Here is a 17376-nt window from a genome sequence, read left to right as displayed (position 1 = left end):
TTTAGATTTTCCTCGCCAGTACACGGCCGAATAGCCCTTGGGGACGCACAGCCAGCACCAGCGCCATTACCCCGTAGATCACAAAGAGTTCGAACTCCGGCGCGTAATGCACAGCGGCGGCGCGACTCAAACCCACCAGCAAGGCACCCACCGCGGCCCCTTCGATGCTGCCCATGCCGCCAATCACAACCACGGCAAACGCCAGCACGATGACTTCGACGCCCATACCCGGCACCACCGAAATCGCAGGGGCGGTCAAGGCACCTGCCAAGGTGCCGAGCATGGTGCCCAGCACAAAGACCAAGGTGAACATGCGCCGCACATTGACGCCCATGGCCATGGCCACTTCGCGGTCGTGGATCACGGCGCGCAGCACTTTGCCTTGGTGCGTCCGTTCCAGCCATAACCACAGCCCCAGACCCAGCACCAGAGAGATACCGACCAGCATCAGGTCGTAATTCGATACTTTGAGCCCGGCCAGCGCACTGCGGCCCATTTCGGCATAGGGCTGGTAGGCGAAATAGGGGTTTACGCCCCAGATCATCTTCATGGTGTCTTCGAGGATGAGTAGAAGCGCGTAGGTGATGATCACCATCAGCACTTCGTCGCGGCCGTACATGAAGCGCAGCAAGCCGCGCTCGATGATCAGCCCGACGATCAAGCCGGCTACCAGCGCGCAGCCGAGCATCAACAGATACCCTGCCCAGACTGGGCCAACCCCGTTATTGAAATACCAGCCCACCAGTGACGCAGCGGCGTAGGCACCAATGGCATAAAAGCTGCCGTGGGCCATGTTCAGGATGCGCATCACCCCGTAGATCACCGTGAGCCCGGCCGCGACCAAAAATAGCCACGAGGCATAGATGGTGCCGTCAATCAGCACCGCGAAAAGACTCATCATTGAGGTCCTACCTTGGCAAGAAACATCAGGTCAATCACACAACGGTTTCTGTAGTCGCTGCCGCAGGCTGCGATGAAGTCCGCGAGGACTTCAAGGAAACGGGGTGCTACGCCCCCCTTCGCAGCCTGCGGCAGCGACTACAGGTTGTGCTTGTCAGTTGCACTGTGCGCCAGGGAACCCAGCTTTAATCCAGTCCAGCGCGGTGGTGCCATCCGGCGGGGTCACACACTCACCCGAAAAGGCGATGACGTTTTGCACGCCGCCTTTTTTGCTTGCCGGGTCGTATTGGTATTCGCCGTAGGCAATGCCTTGCATGGCTTGATGGCCATCAGCACGGGCCATTTTTACGGTGCCGGACACCGACTCAAAGGTCGCGCCTTTAAAGGCCTTGGCGATTTCCAGCGGCGCTGGGATCTTACCCGGCTCAACCTTGGCGTTTTCCGCTGCGTGCTTGAGGCCGAGAATGGCCTGGGCCATTTTGCTCGCCGGGTACGTCGGCGCAGTCTTGTAGGCAGTCTGGTATTGGTCTTTAAACCAACGATTGAGCGCGTTATCCGGGGCAAATGCGCCGAACGGACCACGGCCGCCGATGATCATGCCGTTGGGTGCCTGATCTTTGTAACGGTCGATGGCCGACTCGCCGCAAGTGAGCACGGCGGTGGCGTCTTCCAGCAGGCCGCGCGCGTTGGCTTGCAGCACCAGCGCTTCCATGTCGCCGCCCCAGAAGCTGGAGTGAATGATGTCGGGACGTTTGACCGAGATCGCGGAAATTTCAGCGCCGTACTGGCCCTGGAAGACTTTGGGCATCTGCGACTCAACCACCTTGGCCTTGGGCATCAGTTGCTCCATGGAGTGGGTGAAGTCGCTCCAGCTGTCTTGGCCCCAGGCGTAGTTCTGCTGAATGCCTGCGACTTTCTGCGCGTCGGGGCGCACCTTGCTCAGGTAGCGAGCTGCGCCGATGTTGTCCACCGCCGCATCGAGGCTGGTACGGAATACGTACTGAGGGGTTTTGTCTTCTTTGAACAACTGCGAGGTGCCGCAATCGTAGAACACGGTCATTGCGCCCAGTTCTTCTGCCACCGGCGCGATGGCCAGGCAGTCACCGGACGAAATGTAGCCGACCACAGCATCGACTTTCTGGCGCTGCACCAGGTTGCGGAACTCTTCGACCTGCTTGGCCGCACCGCCGGCCTCATCAATGATCACCACTTCGATCTCGGCACCATTGATGCCAATTTTGTCGTAAGGCGCGGGCAGTTGGCCCTTGTTCAGGCCCTCGACCAGTACCTTGGCGGCATTCGCTGAAGGTTCGCCAAACGGGCCAGCGGCCGGGCCAGAAAGGAAGGTGACGACGCCAATCCTGAACTTGCCGTTTTCAGCGGCCTGCACCGAGGCGCTCAACGACAGGGCCAGCCCGGCAGCTGTGATGGCAAAGGCCAAAGGGTGTTTCAACATGCTTTTCTTGGAATTATTCATGCTTGAGTCTCTGTGGGTGAACGAGCGGTTAAGGCTCGGCAAAGGGTTTTCGTGCGGCCAGACGCCGCTTTAATGTGGCGCTATCGAGCTGTAGCTCTTGCGCCGAATACACCGACCAGTCACCCAACATCAGTTGGGCAGGCGGGTAATCGGTATTGCTGACCGGCGTGCCAATCGCTTGGCTTTGCTGGATTTGGTGGGTCACTGGGTCGATGCGAGAAAACGTCCCGGGAGGGTCTTCGGGCAAGGCGATTTCAAGGCCTTCAAGTGCGTGGATCAGGGCCTTGCTGTCGGTGACGCCGCCGGTTTTTTCAAAGGCTTTGGCCATCACCATGACGCCGGTGTAAGCGCCCTGCGCGGCGTAAGTCGGGTAGCGCCCGCTCAACTGGTGAAAGCGCTCGACAAACGAACGATTGCGCTCGGTGTCCGGCCAGTTGTTGTGGTGGCGTGCAGAAAGGATCAAACCGGCAGGTGCCTTGTTGCCCAGCGACACCAAAAAATCGTAATTGGCCCCGGTGTCGAAGTTCGCCAGACGCGAGGTTTCCAGCAGTCGGCTACCAACGGCCTGTTTGACGAATGCATGGAAGTCACCGCCCCAAATCGCCGACACGATGATGTCGGGCTTAGCCTCTTCCAGCGCGGCGATATAGGGTGAGTAATCCGGCTCATAGAGGCGCGGCCACAGCTCAATGACGTCTTCAAACTTCACGCCCAACTGGTTCAGCGCTTCGTGCAAATCATCGCGCGACACATGGCCGTATTCGTAATCGGGGCCAATGAACGCCAGGCGCTTCCAGCCAGTTTTTTTCTGCAACGCTTGCAGGTAACGCGCACCCGCGGCCATGGAGGTCCAGGTGTCGTTGGTCACGCGAAAATAGTAGGGGTGGCCGTTTTCCAGGGTCATGCGTGACGAGGCGTGGTCGGTGCCGATCATCAGCACTTTTTCTTGGCGGGCCAACTGGCTGACAGCCAGCGCGACCCCGGACGAGACCATGCCACAGAGCACTTGCACACCGTCTTTATGGATATAACTCTTGGCCAGACTGACCCCGTACGAGGCTTTGGACTGGTCGTCATCAACGATCACCCGCACGCGTGGTACCGGCTCACCGGCCACACGACGGGCTTGCAATTCATTGAGTGCGACTTGAATGCCGAGGATGCTGTCATGCCCGTAAATGGCTGCGCGCTCGGTCATCGGGTACAGGCAGCCCATGGTCAGATCGGCTTGTGACGCAGGCACGCCGAGCTCTAAGCGGCCGACTTCGGCGCTGGCTGAAACACTGACGAGCAGGCCGCTCAAAGTCAGTAGGCAATAGGCCCATATACGCATCGGGTGCATAAATTCCTTTAGGGCGTTGAAAACGCCTCTTGTTGGAGTGCTGGAAGTGATAGAGCAAGTGCTGTGCCAACACCTACGAACCGGGTCGCAGCAGCCGGTCGACGCTCGATTGCCTCGCGATCTTTTAAAGGGTCAAAAGATCGCGAGGCAAGCTCGCCCCTACGGGTTTGGTATGCCTTTTGAGCGGTTTGCGCTCAACAAGCGCGCGGGGATGAGCGGTTAGCGCTCAATACCCAGGCGTTGCAGGCGGCGTTTGAGCGCATGCCGGGAGATACCAAGCAGTTGCGCGGCCAGGCCTTTGTGGCCCGCCGAGCGGCTTAGCGCATCGGTCACCAGGTCGCGCTCGGCGCGTTCGAGTTGATCGCCCAGCACCAAGGGCGCCGACGATTCAGACGCTTGCAGGTGCGCGGGCAACATCGCAGCGCTGATGCCTTGCCCCGGCAACAGAATGGTCAGACGCTCGACCAAGTTTTTCAGTTCGCGCACATTGCCGGGCCAGCGATGGCCACGCAGGGCCGCCACACAATCGGGCAAGAACTGAATCGGGCTAACGCCCTCTTCTACCGCCTGGCGCTGGGCAAAATACTGCGCCAGCAACAGCAAATCATCGCCGCGCTCGCGCAAGGCCGGGATGTCGACGGTGATGACGTTCAGGCGGTAAAACAAGTCTTCGCGAAACCGCCCTAAGCGCACATCGTCCGCCAGGTCACGGTTGGTCGCGGCCACCACCCGCACGTCAGCGTTGCTGGCCTGACTGGCGCCAACGGCGCGGTAGCTGCCGTTTTCCAAAAAGTGCAACAACTTAGCTTGCAGGCTGAGCGGCAACTCGCCAATTTCGTCGAGGAACAAGGTGCCCCCGTTGGCCTGGCTGACTAGCCCAGCGCGTTTTTGATGAGCGCCGGTGTAGGCGCCTTTCTCGGAGCCGAACAGTTCAGCTTCGATCAGTTGCTCGGGCAAGGCCGCACAATTCACTTCAATAAATGCACTCGCGGCACGCGCGCTGTGGCTGTGCAGGGCTTGGGCCACCAGGGTTTTGCCGGTGCCGGATTCACCCAGTAGTAGAATCCGCGTCGCTGAACTGTGGGCAATCCGTTGCACGGCAGCATGCAGCGCGCTCATGGCCGCACTTTGTCCTTGCAACCCCGCGACCGCCGCCCCAGGTGCATCAAAGGCCAGGGTGCTGCTGATGGTCGCCAGCAAATCATCTAGTTCAAAGGGTTTGGTCAGGTAGTCGGTGGCACCACTCTTGACCGCCTGCACGGCGGCCCGCGTATCGCCATGGGCCGAGATCATGATCACCGGCAGGTGCGGGCTGCGCTGGCGCAAACCCTCCAGCGTGGCCATGCCATCAATGCCCGGCAGGCCCAGGTCAAGCAACACAATGTCGATATCATCCAGCGTCTGTTGTAGCGCGGCTTCGCCACTGTTGGCCGTGCTGATACGCATGCCCTCCCCACGCAGTGCATAACTGAGCGAGCGCACCAGCGCTTCTTCATCATCGACGATTAACACGTGAACATCGGACATCTGCGACTCGCTTAAACGGATTCAGAGGGCTGATTACAAAAACCGGGTGAACGCTGGAAAGTCCAGCGTCACATGGGTGCCTTCACCCAACACGCTGACGATTTGCATGCGCGCACCGTTGGCCTCCAGCAATTGCTGGCAAATGCTTAAACCCAAGCCGGTGCCACGGGGTTTCAAGGTGAAGAATGGCTGGCGCACCTGCTGCAAATGCTCGGCAGAAATTCCGCAGCCCTGATCAACAATCAAAATCCGCACACGCCCTTGCCCGGTCTCGGCACACAGCCGCACCACCGCGCCGTCAGGGCTGGCTTGCACGGCGTTCATACACAGGTTGAGTAACACCTGCTGGGCCTGATCGGGATCGACAAAAATTTGCAAATCGCCTGCCGCTTCGCACACCAGTTCGATGCTGCGCCCTTGCAGTTGCGGTGCAACCATCGCGCCGGTGTGTTCGAACAACTGCGCCACAGACACCACACACGGCTTGGGTGGATGCGGACGACCGTACTCCAGCAGGTCATTGGTGACGCGGGACAAGCGGTCGATTTCCTTTACTAGATCACTCAGCAGTTGCCGACGCTCAGGCTCTTGCTCGCGGCGCAACAAGGCCTGCACGGTGGTTTTCATCGTCGCCAGCGGATTGCGTACTTCATGGGCCACACCGGTGGCAAAAGTGCCCAGTACGGCGAGATTTTCGGTGCGTACGGTCTGGTCCATGACCTGCGCCAAGCGCTCGGCCATGACGTTGAAAGCGCGAGCCACATGGCCTATTTCGTCGTCTTGCGGCTGTTGCGCCAAGCGATAGCTCAAGTCGCCCATGGACAGTTGATGAGCGCCTTGCAGCAGTGTGCTGACCCGCGAGCGCAACTGGCGCGACAGGGTAAAAAACACGATGAGGATAAACCCGATAAAACCCGCAGCGACCCAGTACAACCACCAGCGGGCATCGTTCAGCGGTTTGAGGATGGCTCCCGGTTCCACGCTGAAGACCAACTGCCAACCCGGCAATATCATCGGCCCTTCGTGCCATTGCTCCGGCGCCTTGACCTGGCGCCCGGTGGGGTCGACAAACGCACCTCCCGGCACGTGTAACAGGGGCGCAACCACGCCGCTCATGCCCGCGCTGACCAACAACTCGGTCAAGGACGCCAAGCGTAAATGCAGGGCGATTCGCACTCGCTGGTTGGTGCGCCCCACACGGATGCTTTTGCGGATCAGAAAACTGCCAGAGCCGCCCGCTTTAGGCAGCAACGGCCCAATCACTTCAACATCGCCCACCCATTGCACCGGCAAGCCTGCGATGGACCAATGCTCGCTGCCCCAGTACGGCTCGCCGGAGGCTGACTGGCCCGGCAGCACTTTAATCAGGCGGTCACGCTCATCAAAAAACAGCACGCCATACATAAAGGGCAAATCACCCTCAAGCTTGAGTAGCGAATCCACGTCACTGATGAGGCGCGATTGGTCGACGATAAATTCCGGCATGTTGGGGTGATTCGACAACGCCGAGAGTTGGTAAAAACGATCATCGAGAAAGGACGACAAACGGTTGGCCGTCGATAGCGCTTGCGCGTCCAACCGCTCGCCAGTCAGCCGATTGAGCAAGTCTTTGGCCAGTTGTTCGTAGAAAATCGCCAGGGTAATCAGCGCCACGCTCATCACCACAACGGACAACAAGGTATAGCGCGCCACCAGGCTGCGGTGCGGCCGGGCAAGCCATTGCAACAACACATGGAAGGGAGAATCGAGGTTCATGGCGTTCTTGATTGTTTTTGTAATGGCCCCAGCATAGGGACCGAGCCTCGGACCTGTCCATGGCTGTGATGTTGCACATCAGGCCGACCATCGCCTAATATACGTTTCGCTTACATTTCATACATATCACACAGTGGACGATTGCATGGGCATCGTAAAAATCTCGGAACATATGCACGAAAACCTGCGCGTCGCCAGCAACGCCCTGAGCCGCTCGATCAACGCTCAAGCCGAACACTGGATGCGCATCGGAATGCTGACCGAGCTGCACCCTAATCTGAACCATAACGACATTTGCCGTTTACTGGTACGCGCCGAGCTCGCCGGGGACTATGACTTGACCCGGCTGTGTCAGCTTGAAGGCATTGCGTCGCAGGCCAGCCAATGAGAACCCACGTCGTTATCAACACCCCGGCACACATTGCCCAATCCAAAGTAGCGGGCAAGCTGGCGGCCGAGGTGCTGGCCATGATCACGCCGCACGTTAAGGCTGGGGTGACCACCGACCAGCTCGATCAGATCTGCCACGACTACATCGTCAATGTGCAAAAAGCCATTCCCGGCAACGTCGGTTATCACGGCTTTCCGAAGACCGTGTGCACCTCAGTCAATGAGGTGGTGTGCCATGGCATTCCATCGGGCCGAGTGCTGCACGATGGCGACATCGTGAACATCGACATCGCCGTGATCAAAGATGGCTGGTACGGCGACACCAGTCGCATGTACTACGTGGGAGAACCCAGCGCGCAAGCCCGGCACCTGGTCAAAACCACCTATGAAGCCATGTGCGCTGGTATTCGTAAGGTCCGCCCCGGCGCGACGCTGGGCGATATTGGCCACGCCATCCAGACGGTCGCAGAGAAAGAGGGTTTTAGCGTGGTGCGCGAGTACTGCGGACACGGTATCGGCAAGGTCTACCACGATGAGCCGCAAGTGCTGCACTACGGTTTTCCGGGCCAAGGCATGAAGCTGAAGGCCGGCATGATTTTCACCATCGAGCCGATGCTCAATGCAGGCAAGCGCCATGTAAAGACCCTCGCCGATCAGTGGACCGTAGTGACCAAAGACCTGTCGCTGTCAGCCCAGTGGGAACACATGGTCGCCGTGACCGACGACGGCTTTGAGGTACTGAGCCCTTGGCCAGACTCGCTTGAAGAGTTCCCCTCTATTACCTAAGCAGCTACGCTCCAGACGAATCACTGTGCAACGCCTTGGCATTCAGGCCGCGGCGTTGCGTCGAGTCCGCCCCTTCCAAGACACGTCCATCGGCATGATAAAAAACCACAGCCCTTGTATAACGCCAACTTGGCCACTGACGAAAACGCTGGGCATCACAACCGGGCAGGTAAAACACATCGATCTAAAAATAAATAATGTTTTTTATTTGATTATAAAAGGCTCATAGGATTTTTAAATCACTCGATTATCTCGCGATAGCTTTGAGGCGTCATACCAAACCAACGCAGCGAGGCTTTATGAAAGCTGCTTCTCTCACAAAAGCCTAACGTCGCGCAGATATACTTCAAATTATAGGTAGAGTTTCTGAGCAAATGATGAGCCAGTTCTCTGCGTGTCTCCTCAAAGACAGCGGTAAAGCTTAAACATTCACTTTGTAAGGCATATTGCAGAGTTCTTGAGCTGATTTTTAGCAGTTTTGACGTAGATTGAAGTGTAGGAATGCAGCCCGCTGACAACTCATCAGCGACCGTTTTTTTCACTTTAGCAGACATCAGACCATTCACTGTTTTTTGCAACTGAACCTTCAACAACTCAGTGTGTATGCTATCGAGCTTTGAGGAAGCGGAAATCAAGGGGTAATCATAAATTTCTCTTGCAAAAAATAAACTGTTCGCGTCTGATGAGAACTTAATATCTTCACAAAATATTTCTCTCAAAGACGCTAACCCTGCTGGCTCGGGGTATACAAACTCAGCGGCTAAAGGCTTTATATTTTGATGAGGAACCAGCCATTTAATGATCCCCAGAATGACTGCAGCACCTGAATCAATAAAGGCTCTTGGCGCTTTGTAACCTATTTCAAACCCTATCAACTTTAAGCGTTCCTGCTGAAGTTCAACCTTTAGAAAAGAACCATTACTGATCAAAGGATGGTAGGTTACAACTCGCTCCAGTGCTTGACCCAGCGTGGCACACGACATGACGGCATACCCTAGGATACCCAGCATGGCAGGGTGTGTGTTGTGATAAGCCTTTAGCCCAAGGTCAGGGTCTCCAGAACTTAGTGTTAAGCTAGCAAGCCACTCATAGACCAGCAATATATCAATATAGTCATCACACTCTAAAACCGAATTACCAAACTTACTGCCATTAAAGTTTTTGCAACCCAACGCACTATCAAGCAACTGCACATATAACTTGCTAATGTTAAACATCTACTACTCATCCATGGCATTAGATAAAATCGGCTCACAAACAAGCGAGTTTGGATACTATTAAAATCTTTAATGACTTCTCACGCCAGCGTCAATCCGCATGGCGCCACTGAACACTACGTTCGCGTCAGAGGACACTTACTACTGTGCCGACGATGTGCAAGTATAGTCCGGCCAAACTAAACAACCCCTTTTGAAAAGTCTCTAAACTATTATGACTAGCCACAAAAAAAAAAGAGGGTGGGTGTGGGCCTTTAAGAAAATCAGGGCTTATCAATGCTCACTTTCTACCGCTATATTCCGAGCGACTGCCTACTCCCTAAAAGGTGACACCGGGGTTTTCGGGCCAAAAAACAGATACGAAAAGTTCAGAATACGAAAATAGAAGTGCACCATTCCTGAAGCCTTCAGCCTTGCTGTGCTATTTATCACAAAAAAACTGACACGGCACAGCATTAATGAATTTAATAAAAACCCCTCAGGTAATAGTGATCGCCAGTGGCAAAGGGGGAACAGGAAAAAGCACGGTAGCCATTAACCTTTCAATGGCATTAACGGAGCGTGGGAAAAGAGTTACTCTCTTAGATGCCAACCTGGAACTGCCCAGCATCGCAACGCTTTTAAATATGTCACCCGCTTACACACTGACGGATTTAATTGAAGGCCGTCGATCACTGCACGAGATTACTTTCAGCGGGCCTCGGGGTATTAATTTTATTCTCGGCAGCACGGTAACCAAGCCGATAACAAACCTTAGCCCTGCTCATCACTTCGGCATCGTCAACGCCTTTAATACGATTGCAGGAGAGGTCGATATCCTTATTGTTGACACGGCGCCGGGCATTAACAAATCAGTTTTCAACTTTATTAGGGCCTCTCAAGACATCTTACTGGTCACCAATAGCGAACCCACAGCCCTCGCCAGCACCAACGCACTTATCAACGCCCTGCACCTTGATTACAACTTACAAAACTTCAGAATACTCATCAACACGGTTTCAAACAGATATGAAGGCAGGGCCGTTTTCGAAAAGCTATTAAAGATGAACGTGCACCGCACTGATTTATTATTAAGCTATGCAGGCCACGTGCTCGATATCAAATCAGCGCGCCGTGCGGCCATCAAAGGCCAGGCACTCTTCGACCTGTATCCGAAATCAGAATTCGCACAAGACATAAGAAGATTGGCGCGTGCAATTGATAGATGGCCTGTACGTGACACCCCCACAGGTAATATTGAATTCTTTATGGAGAGTCTCATCAAAAACACGTGATGCTACTCTGTGTTACACGTCGACGCACCTTGCAGAAACAAACAACTCAACACGATCCGTCACACACTGACATCACCGCCTGTCAATAATCCACAGCCGGGGATCAGACAACTCACCCTATTGGACTACTTGCCAGTCAACGCCCCATAACGCACACGCACCTACGAGGTTAAATACACCATGTCATGGACGTTCAAAGACCGATTCAAGCCCAATAGATCGATCACCATCAATGATGACTTCCCTCAGTTACTGGCACTGTTAGAAGAGACTTTCCAAGATTTTCGCGATTATAAAAGCTTAGATGCTATCGCACAGACCAAACGCGTATTAGAAAACGGCAGGCTATTTGCCAAAGTTATTTTTATCCACACACAAATCAGCTACTGCTTGGGCACCCATGACTGCCAAGAAGATTTCTACTACGACTTTTATTGCACGGCCGTTAGAAAATATTTCATTAACGTTCACCCCCTGTTTGCCATGAAAAAATACGCTGAGTTCGTGGCATTCATTAAGAATGAAACTGAATCAATTGACGGTGAAATGCCCGATTTACTGAAAAAGAATATTGATAAATACACAGATGATATTTAAATAACACCACCGCCATTGCCCCCATAAAAGAATTGGCCGGCAATTTCTGCGTGGTGGTGGTCGATCAAAGGTTGCATCCCATGCGAGAAGTTGAAAACGGACTGAACGCAGCAGCGGTGTGGATAACGCCACCTACGCCGTGGCGAGTTCAACCCATCTATTACGCCCCCCTAAAATTCACACCGATTACCCCACTCAAAACAGAGTAATTGCGAAGAGCAATGCCGCAACTGTAGTACGCGCTATCACGGCGCTGGACGGGGCCTGCGAGCACCTGAGAGACCTTACCGGTTGCTGTTTAACGCGCCTCAAGCGTCGCCGTCTGAGAGGCGATTACTCTGCCAGCAGCTCTGCCACTATCGTATGCGCCAGAGTATGAATCCGGATCTATCCTAGGCTTTTTTGTTGTTTTACTATGTCGGGGTTAATGATTGTTTAGCACTCAATCACCCGCTGCTGATCAGTGAGTAGCACTCGATGCGCTACCTACCGTCACACTGAGGTTCAACTCTTATCAGCGGCTCACCTAAAACAATAAAAAACAGGTGTATCCATGCTTTTCGACCATGCGTTGTTAACCGATGTCAGCGGTAAGCCGATAAGCCAGCACCATAAAAACTTTTCAAATGATTGGGATGAAATCAGCGACTGGTCAGATCGCGTTTACATGCCCTATCGCGTCCTTCCCGTCGGGCATGCCATCAAGCCGCACGCGACCATGCATTCATCCAGGATTGGCGAGTTGACGCTGACCCGTTTTGCCTATGGCGTCGGCGTGAGCGTCGATGATTTTTCGTGCGAGGCAGGGAATGCATTACTGCTCACGACTATTCGCGGTAACGCCCGGCATTGGACTCAGCGTTCGGTCACCGAAGATACAGCGGTAGGCGAATCCTTTATTGCCAATTGCAGCCGTGTCGATTACCGGATCGACCTCGACCCGGATCACTTGCAACTGAATCTGACTATTCCTCATGCAGTTTTGGAGAGGATGGCGCTGCAGTGGTTTGGGTTTGTGCCCGATGATCGATTCTGGAGACATAAATGCATAATCGGCGGCATCGGCTCTAGCTGGCTAAGTCTGTTGGAGTACACGATTCGTTGTGTAGCCGAGTCTTCTGAACAAATGGCGGAAGGACGCATTGGGGCACATTTAGAGCAAAGTCTGTGTGTTCATTTACTGCGCGAGTGGGCTGCCCGCGCCAAACAAGCCGGGTTTGACTTCAATAGTCCAATGAACCGGATTGCACCGCGTTATGTCAGGGCCGCTGAAGAGTACATGAGTGCCAATGCAGCAAATCTACCGACGATGGCAGAGGTTGCCAGTTTCGTCGGGACCAGTGTGCGAGCACTTAGTGGGGCCTTCACGCGTTTTCGCGGTATAACGCCCAGTGCGTTCTTGCGCGAACAGCGGTTGCAAGGCGTGCGCCGAGATTTATTGGCAACGGATCCGACGTCAGGTACGACTGTTTCCACCATCGCCTATCGATGGGGCTATCTAAATCTGGGTGAGTTTGCGGGCATCTACCGCAAGCGTTTCAGTGAATTACCCTCCCAAACCTTGCAGCGCCAACTGCGCTAGCGATGCAAGGCGGGAAAGAACACCGAGAGTGACGCCTAACCCTGTCTCAGCGCCTAGGAAACCAACGGCGTGTTGGGGTCAAAACACCCACAACAGCCGTAGGTTAAGGCGTTGTTTTTCCTTGAAGCCGTTGTCGACCACAAGGTCTTGGCCATAATTGAGCAGGGCCTGAAACTTAGGCGTGATCCAGTACGATCCCCCGACACGTAAATTGCTTGTATTGGGCTCATCGTTCTGACTCTTACCCTCAACACTTGTCTCCCCCCCCCAGAGTTGAGAGGCACCAACATGCACCGAGAGCTTAGGTGTCACGGCGTACCTGAGGTAGGTCTGGGCTTGCCATTGAGGCTTCTGACGTAACGTCAGGCCTTGACTCGTGAAGTCGTCATTTTTTCCGAACAAGGTCACATCAGCGGTGAGGTCCAACGACAGCTTTTCAGTGAGTCCGGTGACATAGCCTGTCTGCAACGTCATTTTCCAACGATTTTCGCCAAGGTTGAGTGCACGGTCTCGGTCATAGTTACCGGTCGGCACGAACAGGTAGGGCGCTATCCCCCAGTAGCGATTGTTCGCTGGATCATTCACGAGCCAAAGGGTGGAGGCCAAAATCAAGTCGCCTATGCCACTGGTACGTCCCAACGAGTCGTTGTCGCGTGTTCCTTCCAGACGCCCGAATGGCAGCAAGAACTGCGTATTAATTGTGTAGTCACCCAACTGCTGGTAGTTCGCGGCGCGCAATATGCCGACATCCGAGTCGAGTCCCGCTTTGATCGCAACCTTGTGACCGTCACTGTAAAGCGACCGCCGCTCAGCATGCTGGAGGTAAAGCAGGCCAATATTGCTGCCGGCTGGTAACGCTGCGGTGTATTCGCCGGCATCCACATCGATGGCTTGGGCGTTGCCCGTCAGTGTCAGTAGCAACGCGCCGGCGCTGATCGTTGAAGCGTTAAATACGCATACTGCAGATCGAGCGCGCGCAGGGATACGTTTGGAGATCTCCATGAGTCACCTATTTTGTTTTTGTTGTGTTTGGAGAAGGGAATGGTGTTCTTGCACCACTTCCTAGAGCCCTTGGGGGGCTCTTGTGCAAAGCGAGTCAGTACGTTTTAGGGGGTCAGATTGCGGTAGGCCGCCGTCTCGAAATCCAGATAACCCTTGGTCGAAATAGGGTCTACGAATGGCAATATCTGAGTGGCCCAAAAACCACCGATGCCATTTTTGCGGTCAATCCAATAAAACAGGTTGGCTAACCCAGCCCACGCCAAAGAGCCAGCAGGACGACCGGTGGGGGCGTCCTGTTCATTGATCATGAAACTCAACGCCCATGACTTTGGCATGTTTGGGAAGAACTCCGCAGTATGGGAAATACTCGGAATAACACCGGGAAGGGCTTTTATTTTCAGATTGTCGAGCCCGTTTTTTTCAGCGAAACGAATGGTCTCAGGTTTCAGAATTCGTCCGTAATCACCCTGCCCATCGTTTAGCCAGGCCCGGATAAACAGGCAATAATCCTTCACTGTCGAGAACAGACCATGGCCTCCCATGTGCACTTCAGGATCTTCTGGAAGGAGGGAGCCCTCAATTGGGGTAAGCGATCCATCCTCTTCACGCTGATGCATTCCAGCTCGTCGCTGGAGCATCGAGGCGTTCATGCTAAAGGCGGTATCAGTCATGCCCAAAGGCTCGAAAATACGCTGCTGCATCACTTCGCCCAGACGTTTACCGGTAATGGCCTCGACCACCAGGCCGGCCCAATCGATGTTGGATCCGTATTCCCACTGTTCACCAGGCTCAAACAGCAAGGGCGTTTTCAGTGCTGCCAACGAGCCGCTGATGATGCTGGGCTGGTGCCCTTCCACAACTAGCCTGTTGTAGTTCTCGTTAAAAAACTCGTACCCCAGGCCTGCCGTGTGAAGCAGAAGCATCCGGGTCGTGATGTGTTTTTTGGGAGCGCGAAGCCGCGGAGTGCCGTCGGGATCAAACCCTTCGAGCACTTCAAGTTCGCCGATCATCGGCACATAGTCTTTGGCGGGCGCATCAAGATCCAGAAGGCCGTCCTCGACCAATTGAAGCACTGCCGTGGCAGTTATCGCTTTAGTCGTGGAAAACAAAGCGAAAACACTGTCGGTCGTCATTGCATCAGCTTGACTGAGCGTTCGTTGCCCTGAAGCACCCTCGTAGAGCAAACCATCTCGGTCTGTTATGGCTGCAACTACGCCTGGCACGCGTTGTTGTCCAGCCGTGATGGCTTCGAGCAGAAGATCGATTGATGAAGTGATACCTGGATTCATTATTCTTATTCTCTTTGAACCCACCCCTAATGTGCTCGGTAGAGCCTATTGCGGGATGTGCAGTGGCAAGGCTGGTTTAGGCCGACGAGAAGCATTAAGCGTCGGCCTGAGGGGGAGAGTAAGAAAACCCATTCGAAGCGTCTGTCGTCTGCCAGCACAGGGTGTCGGAATTAGGCACTTATTTAATTAGAGGCAAGTGGGCGATGTGTATGCCTAGCAGGGGGGGGGTTGAGCTCACCCACACAACATCCTGATAGTGATTAGAAGGAAATGCCCGAGACAGCCGGATGGCATAGCGCCCTCCTCGCCTAATTAAATCCACGGATCGTCGACAGCGAGCTATCGTGAAGCACTGTGTCGCGTCGACGAGCAGCCCTGAAAGATGTCTAGAGCCGCCTAACCCATCGAAACCGTTGCAGGGAGTGGCTTAAACAATGTTTTCAAGCATCTGCGAGAGCAGTGGTTTTGGACCATGAACATGAACGTAACGGTGCTAGTGCTGGCCGCCGGTAAAGGTACGCGCTTTGCTTCCAGCGGTGGGCATACCCATAAACTGCAAGCACTGCTGGCTGGAAAACCGGTAATGAGCCATGTGCTGGAAGCCGTGGCAAAGGCTGGCTTGCAGTGCCATGTCGTCAATCCTGCGGGTGCAGAGACTGAAGGCATGGGTGACTCCATTGCCTGCGGTGTGCGTTCTACGCAGGGTGCGGCCGGTTGGTTGATCTTGCCTGCTGATATGCCACTGGTGCGCTCTACGACATTACGCGCCGTTGCGCAGGCTTTAATCGCAGACGAACCCTATCAGGCCGTCGTCCCCTATTGGGAACAGCGCCAAGGCCACCCTGTCGCTTTCGTAGCGAGTTGTGCTGAGGCGTTGCTGGCCTTGCGGGGTGATCAAGGGGCTCGTTCAGTACTGCAAGCCTTGGACAATCAAGGGCAAGTCAAAACCCTTTTGGTTAATGACCCAGGCATCGTGTATGACATCGACACCGTAGAAGATTTGCAACAAGCCGAGCTTTGGCTTTGCACCCATTGATCACACCTCACAGGTGTCACAACGTTGTTATCGGAGAAGCCATGGATGCTGTCGATATAACGGTTTTGCGTGCCCTGCACGCATGGCGGAAAGCAGGACAAGCCGCGTTGCTCATCACGGTTGTAAAGACTTGGGGATCATCGCCTCGACCTGTCGGAGCGATGCTGGCTCTGCGGGTCGGGGCAGAAATGGTGGGATCAGTCTCGGGCGGGTGTATTGAAGATGACCTGTTTGATCGTTTTAGAGAGATAGAGACCACGCCATCAACCACTGTGGTTCGCTACGGCGTGACCGCAGAGGAAGCACACCGTTTCGGCTTACCGTGCGGGGGCACCATTGAGTTGATGTTGGAGCGTAATCCTTGTGCGGAGCAGCTTAAACAGCTCTTGGATTATCTGGATGGCGGCGCCTTGGTACGCCGTACTGTGGATTGCAGAACAGGCGATGTGCAGTTGACCGTCGTCAACAAATACGCACCTTTGTTTTTAGATAATCATCAACTAACTATGTACATAGGACCTCGATGGCGCATGTTGCTGATCGGTGCCGGGGTGCTCGCCAAGTATCTTGCGGCAATTGCGCAGAGCACGGGATTTACGGTCACGGTCTGCGACCCTCGTCCTGAACATACTTATAGCTGGAACGAGAGCGAAGTTCCCCTGTTGCGGTGTATGCCAGATGATGCAGTCACCGCTTTCAGGCCAGACCCAAGTTCATGCGTGGTGACACTCAGTCACGATCCTAAACTTGATGATTTAGCGGTACTGGAGGCGCTCCAGAGCCCCGCTTTTTATATCGGTGCCATTGGTTCGCGTCAGAACAATGAGGCTCGGCGTGCACGATTGATGGAGCACTTTGAGATTAAAAAGGAAACGATGCAACGGTTGCACGGCCCCATAGGTTTATTCATCGACAGTAAAACGCCTGCTGAAATCGCGGTGAGCATCATGGCGGAGATTATTGCCATTAAAAACGGCGTCATCCTTGAACCTGCGATGCAGATTAGCGTGGGCAAACAAAAAAAAGAGCAACTTGAGCGCACCTGATTGAGTGGGGCCACATGAACACCCTGACAGTTAGCCAACTAACGTCCAAGAGAATTTCTTTTACTTAAATGTGGCTATCTAACGCTTTGTATCTAAGCTTTTTATTTTGCGCTTGCCTCTCTGCTCAATGGCAACTTAAAGCGGTATGACTGTGTT

General features: G+C 54.4%; 15 protein-coding genes. 7 read left to right on the top strand and 8 right to left on the bottom strand.

What is annotated here, in order from left to right:
- Nucleotide 1: 1 nt before the first annotated feature.
- The 5 genes from B347_RS0115940 to B347_RS0115915 all read right to left on the bottom strand — a co-directional run bounded on the left by B347_RS0115940 (nucleotide 2) and on the right by B347_RS0115915 (nucleotide 7001).
- Nucleotides 2-901, bottom strand: a complete 900-nt coding sequence (locus B347_RS0115940; protein ID WP_026014233.1) for a branched-chain amino acid ABC transporter permease — start codon at nucleotides 899-901, stop codon at nucleotides 2-4.
- 153 nt (nucleotides 902-1054) lie between these two features.
- Complete coding sequence (locus tag B347_RS0115935) at nucleotides 1055-2377, bottom strand: ABC transporter substrate-binding protein (RefSeq protein WP_019410687.1); 1323 nt, start codon at nucleotides 2375-2377, stop codon at nucleotides 1055-1057.
- Between the two features lie 28 nt (nucleotides 2378-2405).
- Nucleotides 2406-3710 carry an ABC transporter substrate-binding protein gene (locus B347_RS0115930; protein WP_019410686.1) on the bottom strand — a complete coding sequence of 435 codons (1305 nt, stop codon included), beginning with the start codon at nucleotides 3708-3710 and terminating at the stop codon, nucleotides 2406-2408.
- 228 nt (nucleotides 3711-3938) lie between these two features.
- Nucleotides 3939-5246, bottom strand: a complete 1308-nt coding sequence (locus tag B347_RS0115920; protein ID WP_019410684.1) for a sigma-54-dependent transcriptional regulator — start codon at nucleotides 5244-5246, stop codon at nucleotides 3939-3941.
- Between the two features lie 33 nt (nucleotides 5247-5279).
- Nucleotides 5280-7001 carry a sensor histidine kinase gene (locus tag B347_RS0115915; RefSeq protein ID WP_019410683.1) on the bottom strand — a complete coding sequence of 574 codons (1722 nt, stop codon included), beginning with the start codon at nucleotides 6999-7001 and terminating at the stop codon, nucleotides 5280-5282.
- Nucleotides 7002-7146: 145 nt separating this feature from the next.
- Here B347_RS0115915 and B347_RS0115910 point away from each other — a divergent pair, with 145 nt between their 5' ends.
- Entirely contained in the window at nucleotides 7147-7389 is a 243-nt protein-coding gene (locus B347_RS0115910) for a ParD-like family protein (protein ID WP_019410682.1), read from the top strand.
- Nucleotides 7386-8177: a type I methionyl aminopeptidase gene (gene map / locus B347_RS0115905; protein WP_019410681.1), complete on the top strand. Its 792-nt coding sequence runs from the start codon at nucleotides 7386-7388 to the stop codon at nucleotides 8175-8177. Before B347_RS0115910 ends, map begins: the two co-directional genes overlap by 4 nt.
- A 239-nt stretch (nucleotides 8178-8416) precedes the next feature.
- On the opposite strand, the gene B347_RS0115900 is transcribed toward map, so the two are convergent.
- Nucleotides 8417-9394, bottom strand: a complete 978-nt coding sequence (locus tag B347_RS0115900; protein ID WP_019410680.1) for an AraC family transcriptional regulator — start codon at nucleotides 9392-9394, stop codon at nucleotides 8417-8419.
- A gap of 458 nt (nucleotides 9395-9852) precedes the next feature.
- Between B347_RS0115900 and B347_RS0115895 the strand changes: the two genes are divergently transcribed.
- The 3 genes from B347_RS0115895 to B347_RS0115885 all read left to right on the top strand — a co-directional run bounded on the left by B347_RS0115895 (nucleotide 9853) and on the right by B347_RS0115885 (nucleotide 12847).
- Nucleotides 9853-10668 (top strand): P-loop NTPase, encoded by an 816-nt coding sequence (locus tag B347_RS0115895; protein ID WP_019410679.1) that lies wholly within the window; start codon nucleotides 9853-9855, stop codon nucleotides 10666-10668.
- Nucleotides 10669-10848: 180 nt separating this feature from the next.
- A complete protein-coding gene (locus B347_RS0115890) occupies nucleotides 10849-11265 on the top strand; it encodes a hypothetical protein (RefSeq protein WP_019410678.1) in 417 nt (138 codons plus the stop codon).
- A gap of 553 nt (nucleotides 11266-11818) precedes the next feature.
- Nucleotides 11819-12847, top strand: coding sequence for an AraC family transcriptional regulator (locus B347_RS0115885; protein WP_019410677.1), 1029 nt, complete (start codon nucleotides 11819-11821; stop codon nucleotides 12845-12847).
- Nucleotides 12848-12925: 78 nt separating this feature from the next.
- Here B347_RS0115885 and B347_RS0115880 read toward each other — a convergent pair whose 3' ends face one another.
- A complete protein-coding gene (locus B347_RS0115880; protein ID WP_019410676.1) occupies nucleotides 12926-13849 on the bottom strand; it encodes a transporter in 924 nt (307 codons plus the stop codon).
- 104 nt (nucleotides 13850-13953) lie between these two features.
- Nucleotides 13954-15138 carry a serine hydrolase domain-containing protein gene (locus tag B347_RS0115875; protein WP_019410675.1) on the bottom strand — a complete coding sequence of 395 codons (1185 nt, stop codon included), beginning with the start codon at nucleotides 15136-15138 and terminating at the stop codon, nucleotides 13954-13956.
- 472 nt (nucleotides 15139-15610) lie between these two features.
- On the opposite strand from B347_RS0115875, the gene B347_RS0115870 reads away from it, so the two are divergent.
- A complete protein-coding gene (locus tag B347_RS0115870; protein ID WP_100218038.1) occupies nucleotides 15611-16174 on the top strand; it encodes a nucleotidyltransferase family protein in 564 nt (187 codons plus the stop codon).
- A gap of 41 nt (nucleotides 16175-16215) precedes the next feature.
- Nucleotides 16216-17220, top strand: coding sequence for an XdhC family protein (locus tag B347_RS0115865; protein WP_019410673.1), 1005 nt, complete (start codon nucleotides 16216-16218; stop codon nucleotides 17218-17220).
- Nucleotides 17221-17376 lie beyond the last annotated feature (156 nt).

This window comes from Pseudomonas psychrophila HA-4 (genome assembly GCF_000282975.1).
Classification (GTDB): Bacteria; Pseudomonadota; Gammaproteobacteria; order Pseudomonadales; family Pseudomonadaceae; genus Aquipseudomonas; species Aquipseudomonas psychrophila_A.
The sequence above is the reverse complement of the archived record's forward strand: the minus strand, read 5'-3'. Positions and strand labels throughout refer to the sequence as shown.

Bases quoted from the DNA above. Each gene is read 5' to 3' on its own strand.
- B347_RS0115890 (WP_019410678.1), top strand. From the start codon at position 10,849: ATGTCATGGACGTTCAAAGACCGATTCAAGCCCAATAGATCGATCACC.
- B347_RS0115900 (WP_019410680.1), bottom strand. From the start codon at position 9,394: ATGTTTAACATTAGCAAGTTATATGTGCAGTTGCTTGATAGTGCGTTG.
- map (WP_019410681.1), top strand. From the start codon at position 7,386: ATGAGAACCCACGTCGTTATCAACACCCCGGCACACATTGCCCAATCC.
- B347_RS0115920 (WP_019410684.1), bottom strand. From the start codon at position 5,246: ATGTCCGATGTTCACGTGTTAATCGTCGATGATGAAGAAGCGCTGGTG.
- B347_RS0115880 (WP_019410676.1), bottom strand. From the start codon at position 13,849: ATGGAGATCTCCAAACGTATCCCTGCGCGCGCTCGATCTGCAGTATGC.
- B347_RS0115865 (WP_019410673.1), top strand. From the start codon at position 16,216: ATGGATGCTGTCGATATAACGGTTTTGCGTGCCCTGCACGCATGGCGG.
- B347_RS0115870 (WP_100218038.1), top strand. From the start codon at position 15,611: ATGAACATGAACGTAACGGTGCTAGTGCTGGCCGCCGGTAAAGGTACG.
- B347_RS0115875 (WP_019410675.1), bottom strand. From the start codon at position 15,138: ATGAATCCAGGTATCACTTCATCAATCGATCTTCTGCTCGAAGCCATC.
- B347_RS0115940 (WP_026014233.1), bottom strand. From the start codon at position 901: ATGATGAGTCTTTTCGCGGTGCTGATTGACGGCACCATCTATGCCTCG.
- B347_RS0115935 (WP_019410687.1), bottom strand. From the start codon at position 2,377: ATGAATAATTCCAAGAAAAGCATGTTGAAACACCCTTTGGCCTTTGCC.
- B347_RS0115915 (WP_019410683.1), bottom strand. From the start codon at position 7,001: ATGAACCTCGATTCTCCCTTCCATGTGTTGTTGCAATGGCTTGCCCGG.
- B347_RS0115930 (WP_019410686.1), bottom strand. From the start codon at position 3,710: ATGCGTATATGGGCCTATTGCCTACTGACTTTGAGCGGCCTGCTCGTC.
- B347_RS0115895 (WP_019410679.1), top strand. From the start codon at position 9,853: ATGAATTTAATAAAAACCCCTCAGGTAATAGTGATCGCCAGTGGCAAA.
- B347_RS0115885 (WP_019410677.1), top strand. From the start codon at position 11,819: ATGCTTTTCGACCATGCGTTGTTAACCGATGTCAGCGGTAAGCCGATA.
- B347_RS0115910 (WP_019410682.1), top strand. From the start codon at position 7,147: ATGGGCATCGTAAAAATCTCGGAACATATGCACGAAAACCTGCGCGTC.